We start from the raw sequence: 22,280 nt of genomic DNA on the forward strand, positions 1-22,280 counted from the left end.
ATCACCCCCATGGAATAATAGATAAATGCTCTTCAATAACATTGACACAAATTTTCCGCTACAATATGAGGAAGGAGTGATTGTTATGTCAAATGAACTGAAAAATGTATTACCACCAGTTATTAGTTTGTCATCGAAGGTGCTAATTGTCGGCTCAATGCCAGGAAAGCAATCATTAGAGAAGCAGCAATATTATGGTAACCCACGCAATCACTTTTGGCCGATTATTGGGGAAATATTAGAGGTAGAAATACCGCAGGATTATGAGCAAAGATTAACATTGTTAAAGAGCAATCATATAGGTCTCTGGGATACAATTGAATCGTGCGAGCGTAAAGGAAGCTTAGATGCAACCATTCGTAATGAAAAACCGAATGATTTTAAAGCCCTTTTTAAAAACTATCCAAATATTGAGCTAGTGCTTTTTAATGGCACAAAGGCATTCGAGGTTTTTAAAAAGCATATTGGCTTAGATGTTTTAGATGGTCGAGCCTATCAAAAAATGCCTTCGACTAGCCCAATACCAGGTAAAAATATTAAATCCTTTGAGGAAAAGCTTCAGGATTGGCGAGTGATGCACTCTTATTTACCCAAATAATTACACTACTAAAAAAAACCCCTCCGATTAGTGTTACTTGACGGAGAGGATTATAAGCAATTTCTAATAGATGAAAGTGGACATTACTGCCATGTGTTGTAGTAAGATCCTGCAGGGCTATAAAAGAATTTAAAACGATATTTTTCAGCTAAGGCACGACTTTTCTTTTTATCGTTAAATCCGATTGTCATCACCTGTGTACCGAATTTTTCTCGTATCTTAACTAGTTGCTGCATCCTATCCAACGACCATTCATCTTCTCCGACTACATCATACGAGAAATTTTCCCACATAATAAAATCGATATATGGCGCTGTATAATCAGCTAATGTTTGAAAGCCCCAATTTTGAGCAACAGACAAGCCGTTATATTGCTGTTTTATTTTTTTGATGAAGGAGAGCATCGCTTCATTTTGTGTTGCCTGCTCATTTTCAGGTAAATAAGAATTAATATTGCCAACAGTATCTAAAAACACACCATCTAATCCTTTTTGTACAATTTGCTTTTGAATTTCTTTTAGTAAAAGCTCTTGATAGTGTTTAGATGTCATATCCATTAAATACGAATCCCACTCAGAGAAATACATCTTTTCTCCATGCTCATCTTTATAGAAATCCTCTTCATTTAATTGGCTATAGAGCTCTGAATTCCATTTGTCTGCTTCCATAGCGTTAATATAGCCATAAATTAATGTTCCATTTTTTTGAGCGTGTTCAATATACTTCTGTTGCATTTCGATAGGCTCCACAATGACCAAATCCATTTTAGCCATTTCCTTACCAATCTTATCGTTTCCTGTATCTAAATAATATTTGTACTCTTTAACAGCAGCTAACCTGTCTTGAATACTTGTTGATTCTGCAGAAGAATTTGTAGATTTAAAAAATAGCCAGATCCCAAAGGACAATAGGATTGTAGTAATTAGTAAAAATATTTTTCGCATAAGCGCCCCTTTTCTTGGAAAACATACCTTTTATTATATAATAACTGCCGTGGAAATACGAATGCATTAGGCCGGCCTAACACTAAGCTAATGGGCAACTGCTCAACGGTTATTCGCCCTTTTACATATATTGAATTATGTAAAAGGAGGGGTTTTCATGTACAATCCATATGAAGAAATTATTATACTTCCAGAACCTGGTTTCGAACCATCATTTGGCCCACCTAATTTTGGCCCACCACCAGCAGGTCAAATGCCTTTTGGTCCACCACCTAGCTTTGCGCCACCACTTCCACCATGGGGATTAGGTACAAGTGGTATTCAATCATGCTTATTTAGAAATACGTATATATGGATGAATAATGGAACAGGCTTTTGGTTCTTCCCAACTGCTGTAGGAAGAGAGTTTATTGCAGGATTCCGATGGAGTAGCAGAAATGGATGGCGCTTCCGTACCATTGCAAGAAGGAATATTCGCTCGTATGAATGCTCGAGATGGTAATTAAGAGTTATAAACTATTATGTCTATGAAATAAAGGTGTCATTATAAATAAAGTATAGCTATGCAGCAAAACGAGGGGGTGATTTCCGTTCCGACTGGGCGCTTTGTTGCTGACGCAAAGACTATGAAAACTCCTAGAGCATGTATCTCTGCTCTAGGAGTTTATTCGTGATATGCCTAAATCTTTTCTAAGTTATCCACAAGTTGCTTATACTCTACAAACCATTTTTGCCATTCTTCCATTGGAAATTCTTCATGTATAGTTCCATTTAATAAATCCGAAAGCAGGTCTAAGCATATATGCCAGCCGGCTAAATCTTTAGGCGTATGCTCAGTTAGCGCACCAATTGACTCAAGTAATACTAATATTGAACCGCTGCTAGTAGAGGAGAGTTCAAATCTTACTGTATCTGTGCCCCAATCAAATTCGAGTACTTCCTTCTCAGCATAGTCTGTTATTGCTATTTCCTTATAAGTATCTGTTCCATCATTCATATTAAAATGGATTTTGCCGTTCCTTCGAAGATCAATGATTTCTAAATTATTCATCCATTTTTGAAGCTTTTCATTCTCCGTTAATACGGCCCAAACAGCATCAACTGAATGTGACAGAGGACGGTTGAATTTTACGACATAGCTATTTTGTTGTTTTTGAATAGTAGCGAGCATGGATACCCTCCTTGTTTACTTTATCTCATCATAAACTGCTTGAAATAGTCTTGTCACGCCTTCTTCTATTTCATTCTTTTTTAAATGCCCATACCCTAAAATAATGCGATTATTATATTTCCCTTTCTCTATCGAATGCTCCTCTACAGGGTATACCTTTACACCAAATTGTTCGATTTTTAACAATAGCTCTTTCGAAAAATGAATATCCTCCAGCTCAGCAATTAAATGCATGCCGGTAGAGTAGCCTAAAATCTTCACCTTATTTGAAAAGGTCGTTTGCAAACATTGGATAAGGAAGTCTCGATTTCTTTTATAATATTTCTTCATTTTTGCAATATGTCGTTCCAAGTAGCCATCTTTAATAAAACGTGCCAGAATAATCTGATCTAAAGAGGGAGTGTGTAAATCTGTAAACCATTTCAGCTGCCGATATTTCTCGATTAAATGAGTGGGAAGAACGATGTACCCTATACGTAATGCTGGAGAGAGGATCTTGCTAAAAGAGCCTATATAGAGTACACGTTCTGGATCTAAGCCTTGTAAAGAGCTGACGGGTGGACCTTCATAGCGAAACTCACTATCATAATCATCCTCAACTAAAAAACAATTTTTTCTTCTTGCGTAATTGATTAATTGAATTCTGCGTTGTATTGGTAGTATGCCACCTAATGGGAATTGATGTGATGGGGTCAGGAAGACAAACTTAGGATGCAAATTTTCTGGTATTAGGGCTGTCTTTATCCCATATTCATCAACAGGTATTGGATAAATAGAGGCACCTGAAGATTTAAAAATTGTTTGAATATCATTCGTAATAGGGTCTTCCATGATGGCTATATCTTTCGGTGATAAAAGCAACCTAGAAACAAGTGTCATTGCTTGTGTAGCGCCTGATGTAATGACAATTTGTTTTGGATGACAGTTAACACCTCTTGTTCTTAACAAATAGTGTGCCAAGGCTTGTCTTAATTCTAGACGACCTTCTGGGAAGTCATATCCAAAATTAGTTGATTCAATATCATTCCATAGCTGATATGATAGCTTTGCCCATGTTTTACGGGGAAATAAGTCCAATGCGGGAATGCCCGAGCGAAAACTAATAATATGATTTTTAACCTTTTTTTCATCGACCTCATGTAATGAAAATGGAACATCATGCTGCGTTAAAAAGGCTCCCTCTGAAACAAATGTACCTGATCCTCTTCTTGCTAATAAAAATCCCTCTGCTAACAATTGATCGTAAGCGTCCAATATAACGTTTCTCGAAACCTTTAGCTCGGCGGAAAGCTCACGGGTTGATGCTAGCTTTTCACCTGCTTGAAGATGTCCGTTTAAAATTTTTTCCCGAATTTGCTGATATACTTGCCGATTTAAAGGAATATCTGAAGAACGATCGATCGGTATCCATAACAATTTTCTCGCCTCCTTTTTAAAAGTGGTACCTTGAAAAATTCTCTAAAGTGGTTCTACAGCTACCAATTTTACCATGTTAAAGTACAGACAAATAGGTAAGAGGAGGAATAAAAATGAAAAAGACAGAAGAATTAGTGATTCAAGCATTAAAATCGGCAGCGAGAAATGAACGAATGAAGCACTCCGTTCAACAGTCAACAGAGCTCTATCCGTTATTATTGAAGGCAGCGAAACGGTATGTTACAGGTGAAAAGAGACAGGATGCCATTCCAATTGCTCGAGAATTCATCGCCAAGGATTATCAAATATCCATTGAATTTATTGGAGAAAATACAACGGATTTGTTGGAATGTCAAAGGGCTAAAGATGAATTTCTACAGCTTATAGAGGACATGGGTACTTTGGCGATGAAACAGACTGTATCATTTGATTTGTCTCATATTGGTCTTTCTGTCAACGCAGAACTTGCGTATAAACACTTGGTAGAGCTTGCTCAAAAAGCAAATCAATATGAAATTACTTTAATGATTAGTATGGAGGAGTCATCAAAAACGAGCGATATTCTCGACATTTATAAAAAAATAGCTAGCCAATATTCCAATGTCGGGATCACACTACAAGTTCATCTCTATCGTACAGAGGAGGATATACAGCAGCTTATTCAATATCCAGGGAAAATAAGGCTTGTTAAAGGTGCTTTCCAGGAGCCAATCGACGTTGCGCTGAAAAGATCGGCGGAACTGAATGAACGTTATCTTCATTATGCAGAGCAGTTGATTAATGCCAATCATCCAATCTCGATAGCTACGCATGATGAAGCATTAATTCAAGAAATGGAACAAAGACAATATTTTAATCAACCCAATGTTGAGATAGAGATGCTATATGGCATACGACCAGATTTGATTCATCAATTAAAAGCGAAGGGATATCGTTGTAAGGTATATCTTCCGTATGGTAGCGAGTGGTATCTATATTTATGTCATCGTCTTGCTGAGTATCCTGAGAATCTATTTTTGGCTGTAGCAGACATTATTAATCCATCTATGTTAATTAGAAGTGAAGATTATTGAACAATCAATTACTTCCAATCGTAAAAATACTTTTAGCTATGATTATAGTCGGTAGCTCGGTTGTGGCTGGTAAGCTCGTCGTTCAAAGTTTTCCGGTATTTTTGGCTAATGAACTAAGATTTCTTGTGGCATCGCGGGAGAGCAACGAATATTTTTACTGTCCTAAACAATGAATGGAAGTTAATTCAGAACACTTAAATAGTTAGATTATTTTTATTGCTACTTGAATAAGTAGTAATGAAATGATAATTGTTAGTAGTATTTTAGCTGCTTTTATCGGAATTTTCGGTAGAATTAAAAGTCCGAGCTGAGAGCCAATAATAGAGCCTACTGCCATCGCAATTGCATATTGCCATTGAATAAAGCCAGTTTGGTAAAATACTATAAATGCCCCTGTACAGCTCCCGAATATAAGTACGCGTGTGAGCTGTACAGCCTTTATGTAGGTGTAATGATAGCGTAAAAAATGTAGTATGCTGAAGGTTGAAGAGCCAGGTCCAAAGCCACCATCGTAAGCTGCATAAAAATGGCTGCCAAAAATTATTGTTGTGTTTAGTGTCATTTTCTTCAGAGCTAACAGTCCATTCTTTATTTTTAAATGTTATAAACAAAGCGAAAATAAGTAGAATACATGCAATAATATTCATGGTTTTCTCTGAAATCGATACTGTTAGAAGTGCTCCACAAACACCTCCGGCAATGGCTACAGCAACATATTTCATAATAGATGCTAGACGAAGCTCTTTATGATAAAAAAGATAAAAGATGCTCGACAACGCTGCGATACCCGATGAAAATTTATTCGTAGCAATGCTTGTTTGAATAGGTATGCCCACAAGCATCATAGCAGGGATCGTAATTAGCCCAGCACCTCCAGCAAGGGTACCGATAAAAGCAGCAATAATTCCGATACCGACTAGAGTCAGTGAAAGCTTTGTATAAAAAAGTCCCATTATAATGGCAAAAGTCATAATCAAAATAAAAGATTTTTTCATAAGCGTCTCCTTTAACGTTGTTAGTTAAAGGGTATTGGTAAATAATTTATAAATCTAATATATTATTTTTCGTTTTGTATAAATGAAATTTATAAATATAATCGGTACAAAGATCAGCTGATTTTTTCTCTTCCACTATAAATACTTGAAATAAAGTCTCCATAAAGCTCCAACCTCTCCTGATTTGCCAAATGCTTATTTTCATCTGCCTAGCCCCTTTGAAATTGAACTGTAAATAGTTATTATTGTAAGTAATGGAAGTGATCATTTACAAAAGGGGATAGTAGCAATGAAACAAAATATATATCAATGGGGAGACTCACAAAATCCAACTTTCATCTTTTTACATGGGCTAGGGAGTACGGGCTTAGCATTTGGAGAACTAGCAAAACATTTACCAGAGTATCATACCGTATCCTTTGATTTACCTGGACACGGCTATGCAAAAGCCTTGGAAGAAGAAAAGGCTTATTTTCCGTCCAATTTGATTGAAGACATAGAAGAAACAATAAATCAGCAGTTAGGGTATACATCTCATTATTTAATTGGTCATTCTTTTGGGGCTGATTTGGCATTGCATTATGCCGCTAAATACCCTAAACGAATTAAGGGAATTATTTTGTTAGATGGCGGTTATTTGTCACCGCAAGATTTAGGGATGACATTAGAAAACGAATTACAAAGTATAGAGCAATTTTGCGATGAAGTAAGATTCTCATCTTGGGACGTATTTTTTGAATCGGAAAAAGAAGAGCTTTCACGATGGTCGGAAGAGCTTGAAGAAGCATCAAGGGCTCAAGTTAAGGAGCAGGATGGAGAAATTAGACTAACGATTTCTACTTTTACAGGACAATCCATAATAAAAGGTATTTATGCGGAACCAGTCACAGATATAGTAGAACGGGTGCTTTGCCCGACTCTATTGATACGGGCAACAAAACCAAGCGAATTAGAATCTACTAGAAAGAAGAGTATTCAAATTTTGCAAACTAGCATTAAAAACTTGGATATTGAACCGATCGCTGATGCAGGCCATGATATTTTTCGTGAAGCACCTAAGGATGTTGCTAAAAAGATAAGAACATGGCTTGTGGATCATTAATTAGGAAGCAGTGCAAGCATTGGTATGACAAATTCAGAGGTGAATGAAACTGATAAAAACAGAAGAAGAGCTAAAAAGCTTAATTGCTGCAGATGAATGGATGATGGGTATTTTAACAACTGTAGAGAAGCTACAATTACCTGATTCATGGGTATGTGCTGGATTTATTCGCTCGAAGGTGTGGGATTTTCTACATAAAAAAGAATACAGAACATCATTAGCTGATATTGATGTGATATATTTTGATAAAGTAAATCCCTCAGAAAAATATGAGAAGCAGTATGAACAAGAATTGACGAAGTATTTACCAAATGAGCCTTGGTCTGTGAAAAATCAAGCAAGAATGCATGTAGTAAATAATAGTGAGCCTTATCAATCATCTATTGATGGTATGGCACATTTTCCAGAAATCCCGACAGCTATTGGTGTGAGGCTTACTAATGGAATACTTGAGATAGCTGCACCTCATGGTATTAAGCACTTAGTTTCTGGAATTGTCGCTCCTACACCATATTTTCAAAAAGGCTCTCCGATGCATGAAATTTATAAGAGCAGGGTTCAAAACAAACAATGGGAATCAATTTGGCCGAAATTACAGATTTTCTACTAAGACGAAGCGAAGGAATGAATTTGTATCACGATAAACATCAAGTAATCTCGCATTATGAAAAATCTATTGTATTTGTGGAAAGTTTAGCAAACATAAACGAAGAACACTGGCGTACGCCTATAGGGCCTGGAAAATGGACGGTGCAGAGGTAATTGGACATCATACACCGTGGGATGAATTCGTGTTAAAACAACGTCTGCCGTTTCTTTTTACAAATGAAAGCTTTCCAAAAGGGCCAGATGTAGTAGAGATGAATGCTCGTGCAGCAAGGAATGGTCGTGCACAAAGTAAAGAAGAAACGATAGCCAATTTTATCAATCAGAGACATCAGCTAATTGACGCACTTTATCAAATAGTGGAGAAGCAATGGCAACAGCCTTTTATAATAGGTGCTACTGAATTAACACTTCACAGTTACTTTGCTAGTTTAGTAGATCTTGATCTGCATCATTTTTCACAAGTCCAAGAAGTTTTAAAGAATGAAGAGGCAATAAAGTGGATATCAAGTATTTAATTGATTACTATGCACATGCGTCTGTAAAATTTACAGATGTTTTTACAAATAAAATGGAGACTGGTCAAGTAGATAAAGGGCGAACAACAGCCCCAGGGAAGTGTGGTTTGGTTGTACCGCTCGCTGGTAGTGCTATATTTAGCTTTAATGGTATCCCTTATGCAATGGAGCCGGGTATGATCGTACATGCAGGGCCACAAATGCCAATCGAAATTAAAGTTTCTGATGATAAGGAATGGGAGTATGCGGTTGTACATTATCAACTTTCTCCAGAAGAATCAACTTTATATCCGTTATCAGCTCAGCACTTTTTAATTAATACAGGCTATCATACAAAAATTATTGACTATGTACAGCAGTTAATAGAAAGCCAATCAATGCCAGGTAATATGTCAAAATTCAAGGCAAAGACACTATTTATGAATCTCCTGGAAGCTATTCTTATATCGGCAAAAGTGAAGGTTCTCGATACGGCAAGTGACCAGATGGAGCAAGCTTTACAGTATATACATGAGAATTATGCTAAACAACTTTCTGTTTCGAAAATTGCTGAAGAACTTGGCGTGGAGCGTCGTAGGTTTGCCTATCTGTTTGAACAGCATACTGGGATGAACCCTAGCGCCTACTTAACAGAGTATCGCATACGACGGGCAAAGGAGTTACTGAAATATGACGATTCTCCAGTAGCAGAAATAGCAGAATGTGTAGGTTATGTAGATTGCTTTTATTTCAGTCGAGTATTTAAAAAATGTACTGGAATGTCCCCGACAACATATCGAAAAACAATGCTTGAGGAAGCTAAATACGTATAAAAAGTTGTTTCTTGAAAAAAGAAGCAGCTTTTTTTTGTGACATCCGCCGGAGGCTTTGGGCCAACACGATGTTGGTCACTCAGTCGTTGCCACAGGACGTGGCGCTCTTAGACTGAGTTCCTCTATTTCATCAGGTGTTTGAACACTGATGAAAGAAGTTAAAAATCGGCAAAAATCCATGTGATTCATGAAATTGTCCATTCACATCTGGTTTTCTCTTTGTTAGGATAGAATCCGTAAATGATAATGAGTATCAATTAAATCACTAAACTCTATTGACTTATAAATGAAAACGATTATCATTATCAGTATAATTAGGTTTGTTGGGAGAGAATAATTATGAATAAATATTTTAAAATGTGTGCGCCTGCTCTATTAGCTTTATCCTTGGCTGCATGTGGAACGGATAAAGCAGAAGAGTCTGCTACATCCACAAATAATGCGGCGGAAACAAGTGCAACAGAATCGCAAACAGATCAAGCGAAAACACAGACGATTACATATTTAGGAGAAAAATATGAACTTCCTGCAGAAGTGAAAAATATTGTAGCGGCAAGCTTAGAATCTATGGAAGATGCGGCGATGCTTGGCATTAAGCCTGTTGGCGTGCTTGATATCGGTGGGAAAATTCCATCATATCTTACCTCTGAACTAGAAGGTGCTGAGCTTGTAGGAAATAAAATGGAGCCGAATGCAGAAGCCATTCTTAAACTTGACCCAGATGTCATTTTAGGTACATCAAAATTCCCTGAAGAAACTGCTGAAAAGCTCAATAAAATTCAAACGATGATTCCGTATTCACATGTCTCTACAAATTGGAAAGAGAACTTAACATTACTTGCACAGCTTTCAGGTAAAGAAGACGATGCAAAAAAAATTATTGCAGATTATGATGCAAAGGTTGTTGATTCTCAAGCGAAATCTAAAGAGCAATTAGCGGACAAGGAAGTTCTAGTTATTCGAGTACGTGGCGGCATAATGTATATCTATCCTGCAGGAGTTTACTTAAATCCTGTGCTATATGAAGATTTAGGGGCTCCAATACCAGAAATTTTAAAAACTACAAAGGCACAGGCTGAACTATCGCTTGAAACATTAGCAGAGGTTAATCCTGATACTATTTTCATTCAGTTCGAGGAATCAGAAAATGCTGATGCACCGAAAGCGTTAGAAGAGATACAAAAGAATCCAATTTTCTCAAGCTTAAAGGCATCACAAAATAATCAGGTTTTCGTGAATGCAATTGAACCTTTAGCGCAAGGTGGTACAGCATGGTCTAAGGTGAAGTTTTTAGATATTGCAGCTGAAAAATTACTTAAATAGTTTAGATAGGCTGGTAGTAGATTTGGTGGCATCACCAGGCTATTGCCAGCCTTTTATAAGATAAAGCCTTCGGACGCATTGTTGATCTACGCGAAAGCGAAGCGACAGCAACATTGTTTTCTGTGCGAAAGCGAAGCGACAGCAACATTGTTTGTCTGTGCGAAAGCAAAGCGACAGCAACATTGTTTATCTGTGCGAAAGCGAAGCGACAGCAACAATTACGCCAAGGTGAAATTGATATAGAAAAAGGGTGCGGAAGTTGAAAAAAACAAACATTGTGGCATTTTCAATATTAGCAGCTTCTCCATTCCTAATTGCGATTGTGGCATTAGTCTCCGTTATGTACGGTACAAAGGACATTAGCGCAATAACGGTGTGGCAGGCAATTACTGCATTCGATCCTTCAAATGTTGACCACCAAATTGTTCGAACGGGGCGTATTCCTAGAATTGCCGCGGTATTACTGGTGGGAGCATTTTTAGCAGTAGCTGGGGCAGTGATGCAAGGTATTACACGAAATTATTTAGCGTCCCCATCATTAATGGGCGTTAATGATGGTTCTGCATTTGTGATTACGTTAGCGATAGTATTCTTCCCAGGGCTTCCTAATTATCAAATGATTCTACTTTCTATGCTCGGTTCAGCATTAGGGGCAGGGATTGTATTTGGTTTTGGCTCTTTAATTCGAAATGGTTTATCACCAGTAAGGCTTGCCATTATTGGAACGGTCATTGGTACGTTTTTAAGCAGTATTGCTACAGCCATTGCGATGTATTTCCAAGTATCACAAACGGTAAGCGTTTGGTATAACACAAAGGTTCATATGGTGGATATGGATATGCTCATGCTAGCTATTCCATTTGGATTAATTGGTTTAGTTCTTGCCTTAATATCGGCTAAGGCTATTACGATAACTTCACTAGGCGAAGATATCGCTATTGGACTTGGGCAAAAAACAAAAACAGTGAAAATTATTAGTATGCTTGCTGTTGTATGTTTAACAGGTACAGCAGTTGCACTTGTAGGGAAGATTGCCTTTGTAGGATTAGTCATTCCTCATATTACGCGTTTTCTTGTTGGAGTCGATTACCGCTTTATCATTCCATGTGCAGCTGTAGTAGGTGCGTTTTTCTTAGCACTTTGTGATGTACTCAGTCGCTTTGTTAATTACCCATTCGAAACTCCAATCGGCGTATTAACAGCCTTGGTTGGTGTTCCATTCTTCTTATATTTAGTTCGTAAACACGGAGGTGAAAAACGTGCGTAAAAAAACCTCAAGTGTATTCGTTATGACTGTTTCAATACTCATGTTATTTATTTTAGGTGCCGGTTATCTCCATATTACAAATGGTGTCTTTGATATGTCGGTGATGGATGTCTTAAAAACATTGTTACGCATTGAACCAAATTCAAAATTTGATCTTGTCATTTTTGAATTCCGTTTACCACGTATTGTCATTGCAGCATTAGTTGGTGTTGGCCTAGGAATGGCAGGGGTTGTGCTACAAGGTATTACACGTAATGGCTTAGCAGACCCCGGTATTTTAGGAATCAATGCTGGTGCTGGTGCAGCAGTTGTCATATTTATGTTTTTCTTTCAATTACGTCTCACATCTGCAGATATGAGTAGCTGGTTATCCATTTTGATGATGCCGATTTTCGGGTTTGTCGGTGGTGCGATGGCCGCTGTGTTGATTTTCTCGTTTGCCCTGAAAAATGGTCATTTAGATATGCAACGATTAATTTTAACAGGGATTGCAATTAATAGTGGCTTTGGGGCATTGTCACTGTTTTTATCATTGAGAATGAACGCTCAGGATTATGAAGCTGCCGCAGTTTGGATGGCAGGCTCTATTTATAATGCAAACTGGATTTTTGTCGTGACTATGTTGCCATGGCTTATATTATTAGGCTTTTATGTGTATCGGAAATCGTATTTGCTCGATTATTTTCAATTGGAAGAGGATAGTATTACTAGTTTAGGGATAGCGGTAGAAAAAGAGAAAATGAAACTGCTATTGGCAAGTGTCGGCTTAGTCAGTGCCTGTGTATCAGTATCAGGTAGTATCGGTTTTATTGGATTAATGGCGCCACATATTGCTAAACAGCTTGTCGGCATACAACATCGTTATGTCATGCCAGTAAGTGCGTTGATAGGCGCGGGATTGCTTATTTTAGCTGATTTTATAGGGAAAACAGTATTTGCACCGTCTGAGCTGGCGGTTGGTATTGTTGTCTCGATTATTGGGATTCCTTATTTCTTATATTTATTAGTGAAATCAAAAGCATAGGAGGAAATAGTGTGCAAACTGCATTTAGAATGGAAAATTTATCTTCTGGCTATGAGCAGGTTCGTGTGTTTGAAGGCTTGAATTTAACGATAGAAGAGGGAAAGATTACGACCATTATAGGGCCCAATGGATGTGGAAAATCAACATTATTAAAAACAATTGGCCGTATATTAAAGAAGCAGCAGGGAACGGTTTATTTACAGGACCAAAACATGCAAAATTTATCGACGAAGGAAATCGCGAAAAAGCTAGCTATCTTGTCACAGACGCCTATTGCACCAGGTCAGTTAAAGGTTGAGGAACTTATTGCCTATGGTCGTTATCCGCATCGAAATAGTGTTAATCGCTTAACAAATAAAGATGAGGAAATGATTGAATGGGCCTTAACGGTTACAAATACCAATGAGTATCGTAACCGGGAGCTTGCTCAGCTTTCTGGAGGTCAACGCCAACGTGTATGGCTTGCAATGGCCTTAGCCCAAGAAACAAATATTTTATTATTAGACGAACCGACGACTTATCTAGATATGGCACATCAGTTAGAGGTACTAGAAATTGTGAAAAATTTAAACGAGCAGCATCGTTGTACGATTGTTATGGTATTGCACGATATTAATCACGCAGCACGATATTCCGATCACTTAATCGCCATGCGACAGGGGGCTGTAATGAAAACTGGCACGCCTGAGGAAATTTTATGTGAAGATGTTATGCGTAACGTCTTCAATATTAATGCACGTATTATGGAAGATCCGGTTACGAAAACACCAGTATGTTATGGCTATGATGTTATGAAGGAGACCGACAAATGATAGAAGCGAAGATCGCGAAAGCACCTGATTATGTGACGCAGCAAATTGTATCGAAGTTTACGGATTATACTTATATGGTAAATATCTATGTACCGAATGGAGAAGTACCGGAAGGAGGTTTTCCGGTCTTATTCGTATTAGATGGATCGTCATATTTCCATCTTGTAAAGGAAGCGGTACGCCTACAAAGTCGCAATGCACCTAAAACGGGTATATTGCCAACTATTGTTGTAGGTATTGGGCATGGTGCGGATATGCATGAACGCCGATTTTATGACTTTACAGGACAATCCGAAACGTATATTTATCCTGCAAGATTTAAAGGTAAGGGTCATGAGAAACATGGAGGAGCCGAGAACTTTAGTAGATTTTTAGAACAGGAATTAAAGCCAAGTATTCAGGCTCAGTTCCCTGTAAATATGCAGCAGCAAGCACTGTTCGGGCATTCATTAGCGGGCTACTTTGCGCTTTGGCAATTATTCCATCATCAAGCAAGCTTCCAACGTTATATAGCGATTAGCCCTTCTATTTGGTGGAATGAGCATGAACTATTCAGTTATGCGTCAACATTTATAAAAGAGCGCCCATTTGCTTATGAAAAATTATTCATCGGTGTGGGGGAACTGGAAACCTTTATGGTTGATGATGCACAACAAATTGCGAGTAAATTACAGAAAATCATGGATATTTCCTTCTATGAAGCGTTGGAGGAAAATCATGCTTCAATCGTTCCAACAGTAATGAGTAAAGCAATTCGCTTTGTGTATAAAAATTAATAGTACTAACCGCATTATTTTGTGATAATGCGGTTTATTTTTGATTAAAAATGCATTATAACGTATTTTTAATCAAAAAGGAGTGTTGACAAATGAACATTATTTTAGCACAAGCAGAGGATGCTTCAGTAATTCATAACGTTATGTTACAGGCCTTTAACTTCTTTCAGTGCGTGTCCAAACACCCGCTGAAAGAAGTTAAAGCCTCCGGCGGATGTCACGGAATCGGAAAGGAGTTCTTTGTGCAAGCACAAAGCCGATTCCGGACGCAATTATGCCGAGGCATAATTGATAGAGTATGAACATGCAACACCACCATCAAGTGCACTAAATGAAACGATTGAATCGATTGAACAGGCGATGAAAAATGGAGAGCAAGCCTTTATTGGATATATCGATGAGCAACCAGTTGCGATGGTAAGGTTTACACTTAGTTCTCAAGGAATTTATTTTTTTAGATTATCTGTTATTCCGGAAAAGCAAGGACAAGGATTGGCTAAAGCATTAATTGAAGAGCTTGAACAATATGCGTTTGCTAATGGAAAGAGTACTAGTCGATGTAAAGTACGTATGAGTGTACCAAGAAATATTGAGTTGTATCGCTCATTGGGTTATGTTGTCACAAAAGAGGGCAAGGCAGAAAATCGTAACGGCTTCTCTCTTTCTGTAGCGACAATGGAAAAACAGCTTACTAATTAGGGGGGCTAGTCTTGAGGAAGAAGCTTGGTTGTTTACATGCACATCATTCAAATATTGAGTATATAGAACAGGCATTTCAAAACATGGAGAAGATAGAGCTAGTCCATTTTGTGGATCCAGGTCTTATACAACAAGTTTCAAAAGGGGCTGAAGAGTTAGCTTTTAAGGTGAAAGAGCAACTTGAATGGATGGAGAGCTGTAATATAGATGCCATTTTAATAACGTGCACTAATTATATTGCATTGTTAGAGGAAGAACAGCTGGAACTCTCTATTCCCATTATTAAAATAGATGAGCCTTACTTTGAAACCATCTGTGAAGAAAATAAGCCTCAAACGATTCTTTTTACAAATCCTGAAACCGTAGAAGGTACGATGAACAGACTTCAGCAATACGCTTTGTCACATGAAAAATCCATTAATGCTGAAGTAAAAGTTATCGACAATACGTTTGAACTGATTATGCAAGGAAAAAAGGATGCATATAATAACGCTATTATACAAACTCTTCATGATGTAGCAGGGGAGCAGCAGCATATTTCAGTTGCACAGCTTTCAATGGTTGAGGCTGCACGGCAATTCGAAATAGAGTCAGATGTAACGATTATTCATCCGTTAAAGTCATTAGTTAAATTTGTGATGAGATCTATAGAATAATAGAATGAATATAATATTCGGATCCTCTGTAACAATTTGTGCGATACATTCGTTTTATAGGAAATAACTATGACTTGTAGGGAGTGTAGTAATGAGGCGATGGGTACTTATGGTAACAGTGTTGTTATTGTTGGTAGGCTGTACAATGAGCGAGAAAGCGATTGCTCTGCCAAATGATTTACCTGACTTTGTGCAAGAAAGTGACTTTAAATCAATTGATTGGGACCAAAAGGCAGCTAAATTTGGAGAGAGAGGTATTATCGGTAATGCAAATAAATCGGGTGTTATCGGTGCCGATATGCCGAGTTTAAACACTCAAAAATGGATGTGGCATATTTGGGGAATTGAAGAAGGTCAAGATACCAAGTTAACAATTGTCGGGTATCATAAAGATTCTAAAACAGTGCATCCTATTTTAGTAGGTGGTTGGACTATAGGGCTTGGTGGACCTGCTAATGGTGCAGATGCTCATGCACCTTCAAATGTGACAATCCCGAAGCCTGGAGAATGGGCAATATTACTTTATACGAATGGAAGCTATTTTGATACGTTAATTTATGATATTACTAAATAAAAAGTTAATATTCCACATAATATGACCCTCGTTGTGTAAGAATAAATTCTTACAAAATGAGGGTTTTACTTAAAAAAATTAAGGCAAATAGCGTGAAAAATATAAAATTGGTAATATGAAAAGTAAGAAAATAGAAATGGAGGATAGCTACATGACCGATTTACGATATCCAATTGGACAATTTCAATTTCCGGAAGTAGTGACAGCGCAGCAAGTAAAGGAATGGATAGAAGATATTCGTCTATTACCGACACAACTAGCAGAGGCACTTAATGGTGCGAGTGAACAGTCATTAACAAAATCCTATCGAGAAAATGGCTGGACGGTTATGCAGCTTGTCCACCATATGGCAGATAGTCATATGAATAGCTACATCCGTTTTAAGCTAGCTTTGACAGAGGATAGTCCGACGATTAAACCTTACAATGAGGTAGAATGGGCAAAGCTTCCGGATTCAGAAATGCCTGTCGCAACCTCCTGTAACATAATTGAAGGCTTGCATGAACGCTGGGTTTATTTGCTGGAAAGCTTAACAGAAAACCAATTACAGCGAGCATTTCATCATCCTGATTCAGGTTCGATGACACTTGAAAAAGCTGTAGCCTTATATGCTTGGCATGGAGAGCATCATCTTGCTCATATTCAAATGGCTTTGGCGAAATAATATTTTTTTAGAGTGAAAAGTAGGCGATTTTCTGATTTTGGAAAATCGCCTACTTTTGAAATTGTTTTCAAGTAAATATCGTATGTTACACGGATAATGATACTGTATGGTAGCTTTAATCTAACTTACGAACATAAATTTTTTATACAATATTGATTCCTGCACTTGCGTTACCAGTAACAGTAGCAGCAACCCCTGAGGTAGTAACGGAGAACACCATTAATAAACGATCACCAGCAGCTACTGGCACTGGTGTAACGTTTGCAGTACCAAATGTAATAGTACCTACTGCTATTGTTGAGAGAGCTGGTGCTAAATCAACAAATGCTGTTGTAGGGCTGAAAACATTACTTCCCGCAACTGCGCGATAGATTTGTGCTCTGACTGTTGCGGATCCTACAATGGTTACAGCAACTGTTGCAGACAAGGATGCAGAAATAGATGTAATAGTACCTGCACGTGGAACAGAAAAGGCTTCAGTTCCAGCAGCAGCTGTTAAGTCTATATTAGTACCAGTAAGAGTTATCCCTGGAATGGATGTACCGAATCCCACAATACTTGTTGTACCAATTAAACCAGTACCAAGAGCTACTAAAACAACAGGAACTGTTCCTGATGCGAATGGGATGATAGAGCCTGTTGCTGCTGGTGTAGTAATACATGCAGCGTCTATAGCTTCAAAAGGACCAAGTGCAGCACACTCATTTTTATTACCGCAGCCACAGCCGCTCCCGCACATTGAATTATTCATACACATTTTGACACCCCCTTTCTTCATTATTCTATTCGGCTAAGATTATAGGGTAAGGGCAATTATCTATATGTGAAAATATTGAGGTTTCTTTAGAGGAGTTTTTGTCAATGGCAAGTATTCGCTAATGAATTTGACTTTCAGGTAAATTGTTAATTGAACACAAAAAAGTCCAATATGTATTTTCATACTTATTGGACGGATTTATCGTATAAATCTCTATTGTAACTGTACTCTGTACACCACAACTTTAAACTAACTCCATTTTCGAAAGAAATTGAAAAACAAAGAACCCTTATCTTTTTTCTGGCTTTCTTCAGGTGATTCTTCTTTTAGCTCGGGTTGCTTGTTTACTTCTTCAATTTGTACTTGGGTTTCATGTTCTTCCTCGGCCCTAGCTTCAAAGATTTCAATTTCGTCACTTGAGGATTTATTCATGTCGACTTGTGCATTAACTACTTTAGATGCTTCAAGAAAAACGGGTTCATTAACCACTTCAGGTGCTTCAGGAATAACAGGCTCATTAACCATTTCAGGTGCTTCAAGAAAAACAGGTTCATTAACTACTTCAGGTGTTTCAGGAATGACAGGTTCATTAACTACTTCAGATGCTTCAGGAATGACAGGTTCATTAACTACTTCAGATGCTTCAGGAATGACGGGCTCATTAACCGTTTCAGATGCTTCAAAATAGGCAGGCTCATTTGTTAATACAGAGTTCATTTCATCTATAGTGACAGTGTTATTGGGTTCTCCGTAATTAGCTGGATTTTCTGCATTAAGGTCGATAACAGTGGAATTATGGATTTCGGCAGGCGGTAATGTATGAGGTTCATAAACACTAATTGGAATTTCTTGTGCGTTCGTAGCGTTTTTAAAATGGAAGGTGGATTCTGTGGTTGTATTTCTGTATAAACCATTATATATTTGGCTTGGATGTGTATTTACAGATTGAAAGTATTGTTGATTAAAGTGGCGTTCTTCGGGCTTATTTCTCTGATTTTCATTGCGATCAGAAGGTATGCCATTGTGTATATCTAATTGCATATTTGTTGCTTTACCTGCTAGATTTTGTAGCATTTTATAAGATGGCTGTTTTGATGTAGTCACCGATTTGTTCGTTGTCGGTTCGATTCTCGGATGTCTTTGTGCACTGTTACCCATAAAATTAGAAGTGTTTTCAGTATTAGGTGTAGTAGTTGGAGCTTCAGCATCTTCAATCGTAAGTAATTTATTTAAAACCATTAATATTTCTTGATTCGTTTCCTCAATCGTTTGATTCAAAGATTCAATTTGCATCGATAGAAACTTTATCTGCTCCTCGTAGCCTTTAATTTGTGAGCTTTGCTTATCATCTATTGTTTCGGTTAGCCCTTCTAAATGTGCGATTTGCGTTTTAATCCCATCAAAATCCTTTTTCATAAATAGGTAATCTCCCATTGAAGTCCCCATTTTTAATGAAGTCAACGTTGACCTATAGGCTTCGATTTTTTGCTTTAATTTTTCAATGTCTTGATTAGAGTACAATTTTGAATCTTCCATTGGATTTCACCCCTTTCAGTCCATTAATATTTTATTAAAAATAATTACTTTCTGTTACAAATATACCGATCCTTATAAACATTTTACTTCTTTCTAAAGGTAAGCAAAAATCATACATATTGATTTTAATAAATATCATGACGAATTAATTTTTAGCCCATGCACTTAAAGCTGGAAAACATATGATACAAACGAAAGATAAAATATTTATGGAGGTGTCAAAAGGATGCAAGAGAATATGCCATCCCAGGCGCAGGAATTGATTTGTATAAATGTCGATAAGGTATTTGACTGGATTGTAAAAGAAATGTCATTTGATATTTCTCCTACTGGACCAATTGCTTTCCCCGGCGTAACAGCAACTACTGATTTAACGGGTGCAGTAGTTACATGTAAAGTAGTTCCAGCAACAACGAATCCTATTGTTATCTTGAACCGTGAGAATCGCCAATTCTCCATTGATGGTTCAACTGTATGTCTTCAAAATCTAACTATTCAAAAGAATTTTATTCTTACGATAGTTGTTTGTTTACCAAATGGTACTATGTTCACAAGCAGTAATATTCCAGTTTCCCGTTGTGAACAAGTTACATTATGTGCACCGAAAGGGACAGATGTAGAAATTTTATTCACAGATTTAGATTGTTTCGTGTGTACAACAGGAACATTAACAGCTGGAGCAGGTACAATTACGTTTTCTGCATTAACAATTACTGTATCTGTTTGCCAAAGTATTCAATCTACATTCCCAGTTACTGTCGAATTCTTAGCAACTTTCTGCGAGCCAAGAGCAGAATTACCGTTCGCATGTCCGGGTGTAGTACGGCCACAGCAGTGCCCAGCTATTTTCCCAGCTGTCGGTTAATGGTACTAACACATAGAAGAGAATCATATTGTAAAGAGAGGGTAATCCTCTCTTTTTTTTTATGAATATAAACTAGTGTAAATTCGCTTTAATTAAATACTATTGGCAAGGGGGTACTAATTATGACTCACGTCGATCGTGTGGAAGAAAAGATAAATGAACTAAAAAAGCAAACTGATTTTTATGTTCATGAAATTAAAAAAGTGGTTGAGGGACTCACTATTCCTGACAGTGTTAACGTCATTAGTTATTTCACATCCTCGTTCAGTATCTCTTATGATCCTGATCAGGAGAGCTTATGTTTGGGCTCTTATCATATTCGCAATATAGGTAATCAACCTATAACAAATCCGTATCTGTGCATAAAACTACCTGAAGACTCTCCATTCTCCTTCTCTGGAAGGTATGTCTATGAACATTTTGCACCAAATTTAAAAGGAAACAGTAGCTGGGAGCGAATCAATGATCAATCAAGCAAGGAAGAATTTTGGCTTAGGCCTATAGGAATAACAACGTTAGAGCCTAATGAAACACTATCATTTTCTAACTTTCAGATTAAATGGTCACATAATTTATCTTATTCAGGAAGTATCATAGGTTTTACATATTGTGATCAGCTAGAAGAGGGCGTCGTTGTCTTAAACCCTATTGATCTTAATGGAATTAGTCAAACACAGGAGGATGAAAATGAGTGAATATGAAAAAATGAATCAAAAAATAGATAGTGTTATCCATAAACTTATGAAGGAACAGCTCACGAATCTACCTGACTATAGTACTGAGGAAAATAATAGCTTTGCCTATCTCGAAAAAAGTACATTGAATCTACTTATTGCCTATTTAATATCAGGGGAAAAGAGAAAAGCTGAAGAAATTGGCGATGAAGAATTAGAATTGAATATTATTAAGCAGCTAGATGAGATGCTAGAGGAGAGTAAGGAGCAATTTGAAGAAGTGATTAGTTTACTTAAAAAATTTTCGTGATAGGAGGTGCAAGTGTGGATAATGATATTGTTAAAAACAATGATCCTATTCAGCTTCAGCAGATGATCATTTTTTTAAGAGCCGAATTAGCTAAATATAAAAATGAAGTTAACAGGCTCAGAGAGAGTGATTATTATTCACTAGTACTAAGACTAGAACGAGAAAACGTCCAACTAACAAATCAAAAAAAAGAGCTTTCGATGGAGCTTTTAAAACTGAAGAGAGACTTCGAAAAAAAAACACAAATTTACTATGATGATATAAAAGCAAGGGAAATTCAAAAGAAAAAACAAATTTCGTCGATAGAGGCATTATTAAAAGAATTAGAAGAACTGCGTGCAGAAAATAAGCTATTAAAGGAAACATTAATAGTTACTAAAGATGAATTACTTTCCGTTAATTCAGACACTAATTATAAGACTACGATTGATGTTCTTGAAAATAAGCTGAGTGATTTCACAAGGGACATAAACCAACAAATGGAGACTATAATTGAAGCACTTGAAAGATCTCGTTTAGAACAAGCAAACTCAGACAATCTTAATAAGCGTTTAGCTAAAGAAATAGAGGAAAAAAGCAGTACGATAGAAAAGTTATTGCAAGAATTAGCGGATGTAAAAAAACAAAGCTCTTCTTTAAGTGAAAAAACGATGATGAATCCAGAGGTTCTTTCACACTTAGATGTTCAAGTAAATAAGGTTTTGACTCAATCAATGGATTTTGAAGAGCAGTTAAATCATAAATTACGTGTGCTTGATGACATGGAGCACAAATTGAACGAGCTGACTATAGAAATAAATACTAATAAAACTGTCTAAAGTAGGTTGTTGAAAGGAGATATAACAATTTTTTATCCCGTGTTAAATAGGCTGTTTCAAAAGTCAGTAAAGTCACTTTTGAAACAGTCATTTTTATGTTATTAGGGGTTCTATATAAGACCGTAACTAGATGTAATTTGTTACTTCGTTTCTCTGTGCAATGTAACTCTTTTCAAACGTGGGGAATATTTTTTTAGCTCCAACCTCTCAGGATTATTTCGTTTATTTTTCGTCGTAATATAGTTTTTATCACCTGTTTCTGTACAGGCTAAAGTCACTTGTACACGCAT

Annotated in this window: 28 protein-coding genes and 1 pseudogene; 22 read left to right on the forward strand and 7 right to left on the reverse strand. The window is 37.1% G+C overall.

Annotated elements, in window-relative coordinates:
• Window positions 1–85: 85 nt before the first annotated feature.
• Window positions 86–598 (forward strand): DNA-deoxyinosine glycosylase, encoded by a 513-nt coding sequence (locus tag AN161_RS08180; RefSeq protein WP_053593868.1) that lies wholly within the window; start codon window positions 86–88, stop codon window positions 596–598.
• Window positions 599–681: 83 nt separating this feature from the next.
• On the opposite strand, the gene AN161_RS08185 is transcribed toward AN161_RS08180, so the two are convergent.
• Window positions 682–1,542, reverse strand: coding sequence for an endo alpha-1,4 polygalactosaminidase (locus tag AN161_RS08185; RefSeq protein ID WP_053593869.1), 861 nt, complete (start codon window positions 1,540–1,542; stop codon window positions 682–684).
• Between the two features lie 157 nt (window positions 1,543–1,699).
• Here AN161_RS08185 and AN161_RS08190 point away from each other — a divergent pair, with 157 nt between their 5' ends.
• Complete coding sequence (locus AN161_RS08190; protein ID WP_053593870.1) at window positions 1,700–2,044, forward strand: hypothetical protein; 345 nt, start codon at window positions 1,700–1,702, stop codon at window positions 2,042–2,044.
• Window positions 2,045–2,221: 177 nt separating this feature from the next.
• Here AN161_RS08190 and AN161_RS08195 read toward each other — a convergent pair whose 3' ends face one another.
• Both AN161_RS08195 and AN161_RS08200 read right to left on the reverse strand, forming a co-directional pair.
• Window positions 2,222–2,713 (reverse strand): SRPBCC family protein, encoded by a 492-nt coding sequence (locus tag AN161_RS08195; RefSeq protein WP_053593871.1) that lies wholly within the window; start codon window positions 2,711–2,713, stop codon window positions 2,222–2,224.
• A gap of 15 nt (window positions 2,714–2,728) precedes the next feature.
• Window positions 2,729–4,129, reverse strand: a complete 1,401-nt coding sequence (locus AN161_RS08200) for a PLP-dependent aminotransferase family protein (RefSeq protein WP_053593872.1) — start codon at window positions 4,127–4,129, stop codon at window positions 2,729–2,731.
• A 113-nt stretch (window positions 4,130–4,242) separates the two neighbouring features.
• Here AN161_RS08200 and AN161_RS08205 point away from each other — a divergent pair, with 113 nt between their 5' ends.
• On the forward strand, window positions 4,243–5,202 hold the full coding sequence (locus tag AN161_RS08205; RefSeq protein WP_053593873.1) for a proline dehydrogenase family protein: 960 nt from the start codon (window positions 4,243–4,245) through the stop codon (window positions 5,200–5,202).
• Between the two features lie 202 nt (window positions 5,203–5,404).
• On the opposite strand, the pseudogene AN161_RS08210 reads toward AN161_RS08205, so the two are convergent.
• Window positions 5,405–6,197: pseudogene (locus tag AN161_RS08210) on the reverse strand (sulfite exporter TauE/SafE family protein).
• Window positions 6,198–6,486: 289 nt separating this feature from the next.
• Between AN161_RS08210 and AN161_RS08215 the strand changes: the two are divergent.
• The 15 genes from AN161_RS08215 to AN161_RS08275 all read left to right on the forward strand — a co-directional run bounded on the left by AN161_RS08215 (window position 6,487) and on the right by AN161_RS08275 (window position 17,030).
• The gene (locus AN161_RS08215) at window positions 6,487–7,299 is read left to right on the forward strand and encodes an alpha/beta hydrolase (RefSeq protein ID WP_053593874.1); all 813 of its coding nucleotides are present in this window, start codon (window positions 6,487–6,489) and stop codon (window positions 7,297–7,299) included.
• Window positions 7,300–7,342: 43 nt separating this feature from the next.
• A complete protein-coding gene (locus tag AN161_RS08220; RefSeq protein WP_053593875.1) occupies window positions 7,343–7,909 on the forward strand; it encodes a nucleotidyltransferase family protein in 567 nt (188 codons plus the stop codon).
• Window positions 7,910–8,042: 133 nt separating this feature from the next.
• Window positions 8,043–8,423 (forward strand): DinB family protein, encoded by a 381-nt coding sequence (locus tag AN161_RS08225; RefSeq protein ID WP_241774527.1) that lies wholly within the window; start codon window positions 8,043–8,045, stop codon window positions 8,421–8,423.
• The gene (locus tag AN161_RS08230) at window positions 8,405–9,235 is read left to right on the forward strand and encodes an AraC family transcriptional regulator (RefSeq protein WP_053593876.1); all 831 of its coding nucleotides are present in this window, start codon (window positions 8,405–8,407) and stop codon (window positions 9,233–9,235) included. The genes AN161_RS08225 and AN161_RS08230 overlap by 19 nt, the downstream gene beginning before the upstream one ends.
• A 339-nt stretch (window positions 9,236–9,574) precedes the next feature.
• Entirely contained in the window at window positions 9,575–10,558 is a 984-nt protein-coding gene (locus tag AN161_RS08235; RefSeq protein WP_053593877.1) for an ABC transporter substrate-binding protein, read from the forward strand.
• An 81-nt stretch (window positions 10,559–10,639) separates the two neighbouring features.
• Window positions 10,640–10,801, forward strand: coding sequence for a hypothetical protein (locus AN161_RS29530; RefSeq protein WP_158002993.1), 162 nt, complete (start codon window positions 10,640–10,642; stop codon window positions 10,799–10,801).
• Window positions 10,802–10,817: 16 nt separating this feature from the next.
• Complete coding sequence (locus tag AN161_RS08240) at window positions 10,818–11,825, forward strand: iron ABC transporter permease (RefSeq protein ID WP_053593878.1); 1,008 nt, start codon at window positions 10,818–10,820, stop codon at window positions 11,823–11,825.
• Entirely contained in the window at window positions 11,818–12,849 is a 1,032-nt protein-coding gene (locus AN161_RS08245) for an iron ABC transporter permease (RefSeq protein ID WP_277815928.1), read from the forward strand. The genes AN161_RS08240 and AN161_RS08245 overlap by 8 nt, the downstream gene beginning before the upstream one ends.
• Window positions 12,850–12,878: 29 nt before the next feature.
• Window positions 12,879–13,661, forward strand: coding sequence for an ABC transporter ATP-binding protein (locus tag AN161_RS08250; protein ID WP_053594035.1), 783 nt, complete (start codon window positions 12,879–12,881; stop codon window positions 13,659–13,661).
• A complete protein-coding gene (locus AN161_RS08255) occupies window positions 13,658–14,437 on the forward strand; it encodes an alpha/beta hydrolase-fold protein (RefSeq protein WP_053593879.1) in 780 nt (259 codons plus the stop codon). The genes AN161_RS08250 and AN161_RS08255 overlap by 4 nt, the downstream gene beginning before the upstream one ends.
• A 92-nt stretch (window positions 14,438–14,529) precedes the next feature.
• Window positions 14,530–14,739, forward strand: a complete 210-nt coding sequence (locus AN161_RS28180; RefSeq protein ID WP_082339995.1) for a hypothetical protein — start codon at window positions 14,530–14,532, stop codon at window positions 14,737–14,739.
• Window positions 14,726–15,136: a GNAT family N-acetyltransferase gene (locus AN161_RS08260; RefSeq protein WP_241774528.1), complete on the forward strand. Its 411-nt coding sequence runs from the start codon at window positions 14,726–14,728 to the stop codon at window positions 15,134–15,136. Before AN161_RS28180 ends, AN161_RS08260 begins: the two co-directional genes overlap by 14 nt.
• An 11-nt stretch (window positions 15,137–15,147) precedes the next feature.
• Window positions 15,148–15,792: an aspartate/glutamate racemase family protein gene (locus AN161_RS08265; RefSeq protein WP_053593880.1), complete on the forward strand. Its 645-nt coding sequence runs from the start codon at window positions 15,148–15,150 to the stop codon at window positions 15,790–15,792.
• A gap of 91 nt (window positions 15,793–15,883) precedes the next feature.
• Window positions 15,884–16,366, forward strand: a complete 483-nt coding sequence (locus AN161_RS08270) for a hypothetical protein (RefSeq protein WP_053593881.1) — start codon at window positions 15,884–15,886, stop codon at window positions 16,364–16,366.
• Window positions 16,367–16,517: 151 nt separating this feature from the next.
• Window positions 16,518–17,030, forward strand: coding sequence for a YfiT family bacillithiol transferase (locus AN161_RS08275; protein WP_053593882.1), 513 nt, complete (start codon window positions 16,518–16,520; stop codon window positions 17,028–17,030).
• 142 nt (window positions 17,031–17,172) lie between these two features.
• Here the strand turns inward: AN161_RS08275 and AN161_RS08280 are convergent, their stop codons facing one another.
• Window positions 17,173–17,787, reverse strand: a complete 615-nt coding sequence (locus AN161_RS08280; RefSeq protein ID WP_053593883.1) for an exosporium glycoprotein BclB-related protein — start codon at window positions 17,785–17,787, stop codon at window positions 17,173–17,175.
• A 249-nt stretch (window positions 17,788–18,036) separates the two neighbouring features.
• The gene (locus AN161_RS08285) at window positions 18,037–19,323 is read right to left on the reverse strand and encodes a hypothetical protein (protein ID WP_053593884.1); all 1,287 of its coding nucleotides are present in this window, start codon (window positions 19,321–19,323) and stop codon (window positions 18,037–18,039) included.
• 226 nt (window positions 19,324–19,549) lie between these two features.
• On the opposite strand from AN161_RS08285, the gene AN161_RS08290 reads away from it, so the two are divergent.
• From AN161_RS08290 to AN161_RS08305, 4 genes are all read left to right on the forward strand, one after another.
• Window positions 19,550–20,188, forward strand: coding sequence for a hypothetical protein (locus tag AN161_RS08290; protein WP_053593885.1), 639 nt, complete (start codon window positions 19,550–19,552; stop codon window positions 20,186–20,188).
• A gap of 122 nt (window positions 20,189–20,310) precedes the next feature.
• The gene (locus tag AN161_RS08295) at window positions 20,311–20,883 is read left to right on the forward strand and encodes a hypothetical protein (protein WP_053593886.1); all 573 of its coding nucleotides are present in this window, start codon (window positions 20,311–20,313) and stop codon (window positions 20,881–20,883) included.
• Entirely contained in the window at window positions 20,876–21,172 is a 297-nt protein-coding gene (locus AN161_RS08300; RefSeq protein ID WP_053593887.1) for a hypothetical protein, read from the forward strand. Before AN161_RS08295 ends, AN161_RS08300 begins: the two co-directional genes overlap by 8 nt.
• 14 nt (window positions 21,173–21,186) lie before the next feature.
• Window positions 21,187–21,990 (forward strand): hypothetical protein, encoded by an 804-nt coding sequence (locus tag AN161_RS08305; RefSeq protein ID WP_053593888.1) that lies wholly within the window; start codon window positions 21,187–21,189, stop codon window positions 21,988–21,990.
• 140 nt (window positions 21,991–22,130) lie between these two features.
• Here the strand turns inward: AN161_RS08305 and rpmG are convergent, their stop codons facing one another.
• Complete coding sequence (gene rpmG / locus AN161_RS08310; RefSeq protein WP_004231780.1) at window positions 22,131–22,280, reverse strand: 50S ribosomal protein L33; 150 nt, start codon at window positions 22,278–22,280, stop codon at window positions 22,131–22,133.

The sequence above is a fragment of the Lysinibacillus sp. FJAT-14222 genome (assembly GCF_001278875.1).
Classification (GTDB): Bacteria; Bacillota; Bacilli; order Bacillales_A; family Planococcaceae; genus Lysinibacillus; species Lysinibacillus agricola.

What these genes read in the sequence shown, in the direction of transcription:
- AN161_RS08180 (WP_053593868.1), top strand. Translation starts at nt 86, where the DNA reads ATGTCAAATGAACTGAAAAATGTATTACCACCAGTTATTAGTTTGTCA.
- AN161_RS08185 (WP_053593869.1), bottom strand. Translation starts at nt 1,542, where the DNA reads ATGCGAAAAATATTTTTACTAATTACTACAATCCTATTGTCCTTTGGG.
- AN161_RS08190 (WP_053593870.1), top strand. Translation starts at nt 1,700, where the DNA reads ATGTACAATCCATATGAAGAAATTATTATACTTCCAGAACCTGGTTTC.
- AN161_RS08195 (WP_053593871.1), bottom strand. Translation starts at nt 2,713, where the DNA reads ATGCTCGCTACTATTCAAAAACAACAAAATAGCTATGTCGTAAAATTC.
- AN161_RS08205 (WP_053593873.1), top strand. Translation starts at nt 4,243, where the DNA reads ATGAAAAAGACAGAAGAATTAGTGATTCAAGCATTAAAATCGGCAGCG.
- AN161_RS08215 (WP_053593874.1), top strand. Translation starts at nt 6,487, where the DNA reads ATGAAACAAAATATATATCAATGGGGAGACTCACAAAATCCAACTTTC.
- AN161_RS08220 (WP_053593875.1), top strand. Translation starts at nt 7,343, where the DNA reads ATGAAACTGATAAAAACAGAAGAAGAGCTAAAAAGCTTAATTGCTGCA.
- AN161_RS08225 (WP_241774527.1), top strand. Translation starts at nt 8,043, where the DNA reads ATGGACGGTGCAGAGGTAATTGGACATCATACACCGTGGGATGAATTC.
- AN161_RS08235 (WP_053593877.1), top strand. Translation starts at nt 9,575, where the DNA reads ATGAATAAATATTTTAAAATGTGTGCGCCTGCTCTATTAGCTTTATCC.
- AN161_RS08250 (WP_053594035.1), top strand. Translation starts at nt 12,879, where the DNA reads ATGGAAAATTTATCTTCTGGCTATGAGCAGGTTCGTGTGTTTGAAGGC.
- AN161_RS08255 (WP_053593879.1), top strand. Translation starts at nt 13,658, where the DNA reads ATGATAGAAGCGAAGATCGCGAAAGCACCTGATTATGTGACGCAGCAA.
- AN161_RS28180 (WP_082339995.1), top strand. Translation starts at nt 14,530, where the DNA reads ATGAACATTATTTTAGCACAAGCAGAGGATGCTTCAGTAATTCATAAC.
- AN161_RS08270 (WP_053593881.1), top strand. Translation starts at nt 15,884, where the DNA reads ATGAGGCGATGGGTACTTATGGTAACAGTGTTGTTATTGTTGGTAGGC.
- AN161_RS08275 (WP_053593882.1), top strand. Translation starts at nt 16,518, where the DNA reads ATGACCGATTTACGATATCCAATTGGACAATTTCAATTTCCGGAAGTA.
- AN161_RS08280 (WP_053593883.1), bottom strand. Translation starts at nt 17,787, where the DNA reads ATGTGTATGAATAATTCAATGTGCGGGAGCGGCTGTGGCTGCGGTAAT.
- AN161_RS08285 (WP_053593884.1), bottom strand. Translation starts at nt 19,323, where the DNA reads ATGGAAGATTCAAAATTGTACTCTAATCAAGACATTGAAAAATTAAAG.
- AN161_RS08290 (WP_053593885.1), top strand. Translation starts at nt 19,550, where the DNA reads ATGCAAGAGAATATGCCATCCCAGGCGCAGGAATTGATTTGTATAAAT.
- AN161_RS08295 (WP_053593886.1), top strand. Translation starts at nt 20,311, where the DNA reads ATGACTCACGTCGATCGTGTGGAAGAAAAGATAAATGAACTAAAAAAG.
- AN161_RS08300 (WP_053593887.1), top strand. Translation starts at nt 20,876, where the DNA reads ATGAGTGAATATGAAAAAATGAATCAAAAAATAGATAGTGTTATCCAT.
- rpmG (WP_004231780.1), bottom strand. Translation starts at nt 22,280, where the DNA reads ATGCGTGTACAAGTGACTTTAGCCTGTACAGAAACAGGTGATAAAAAC.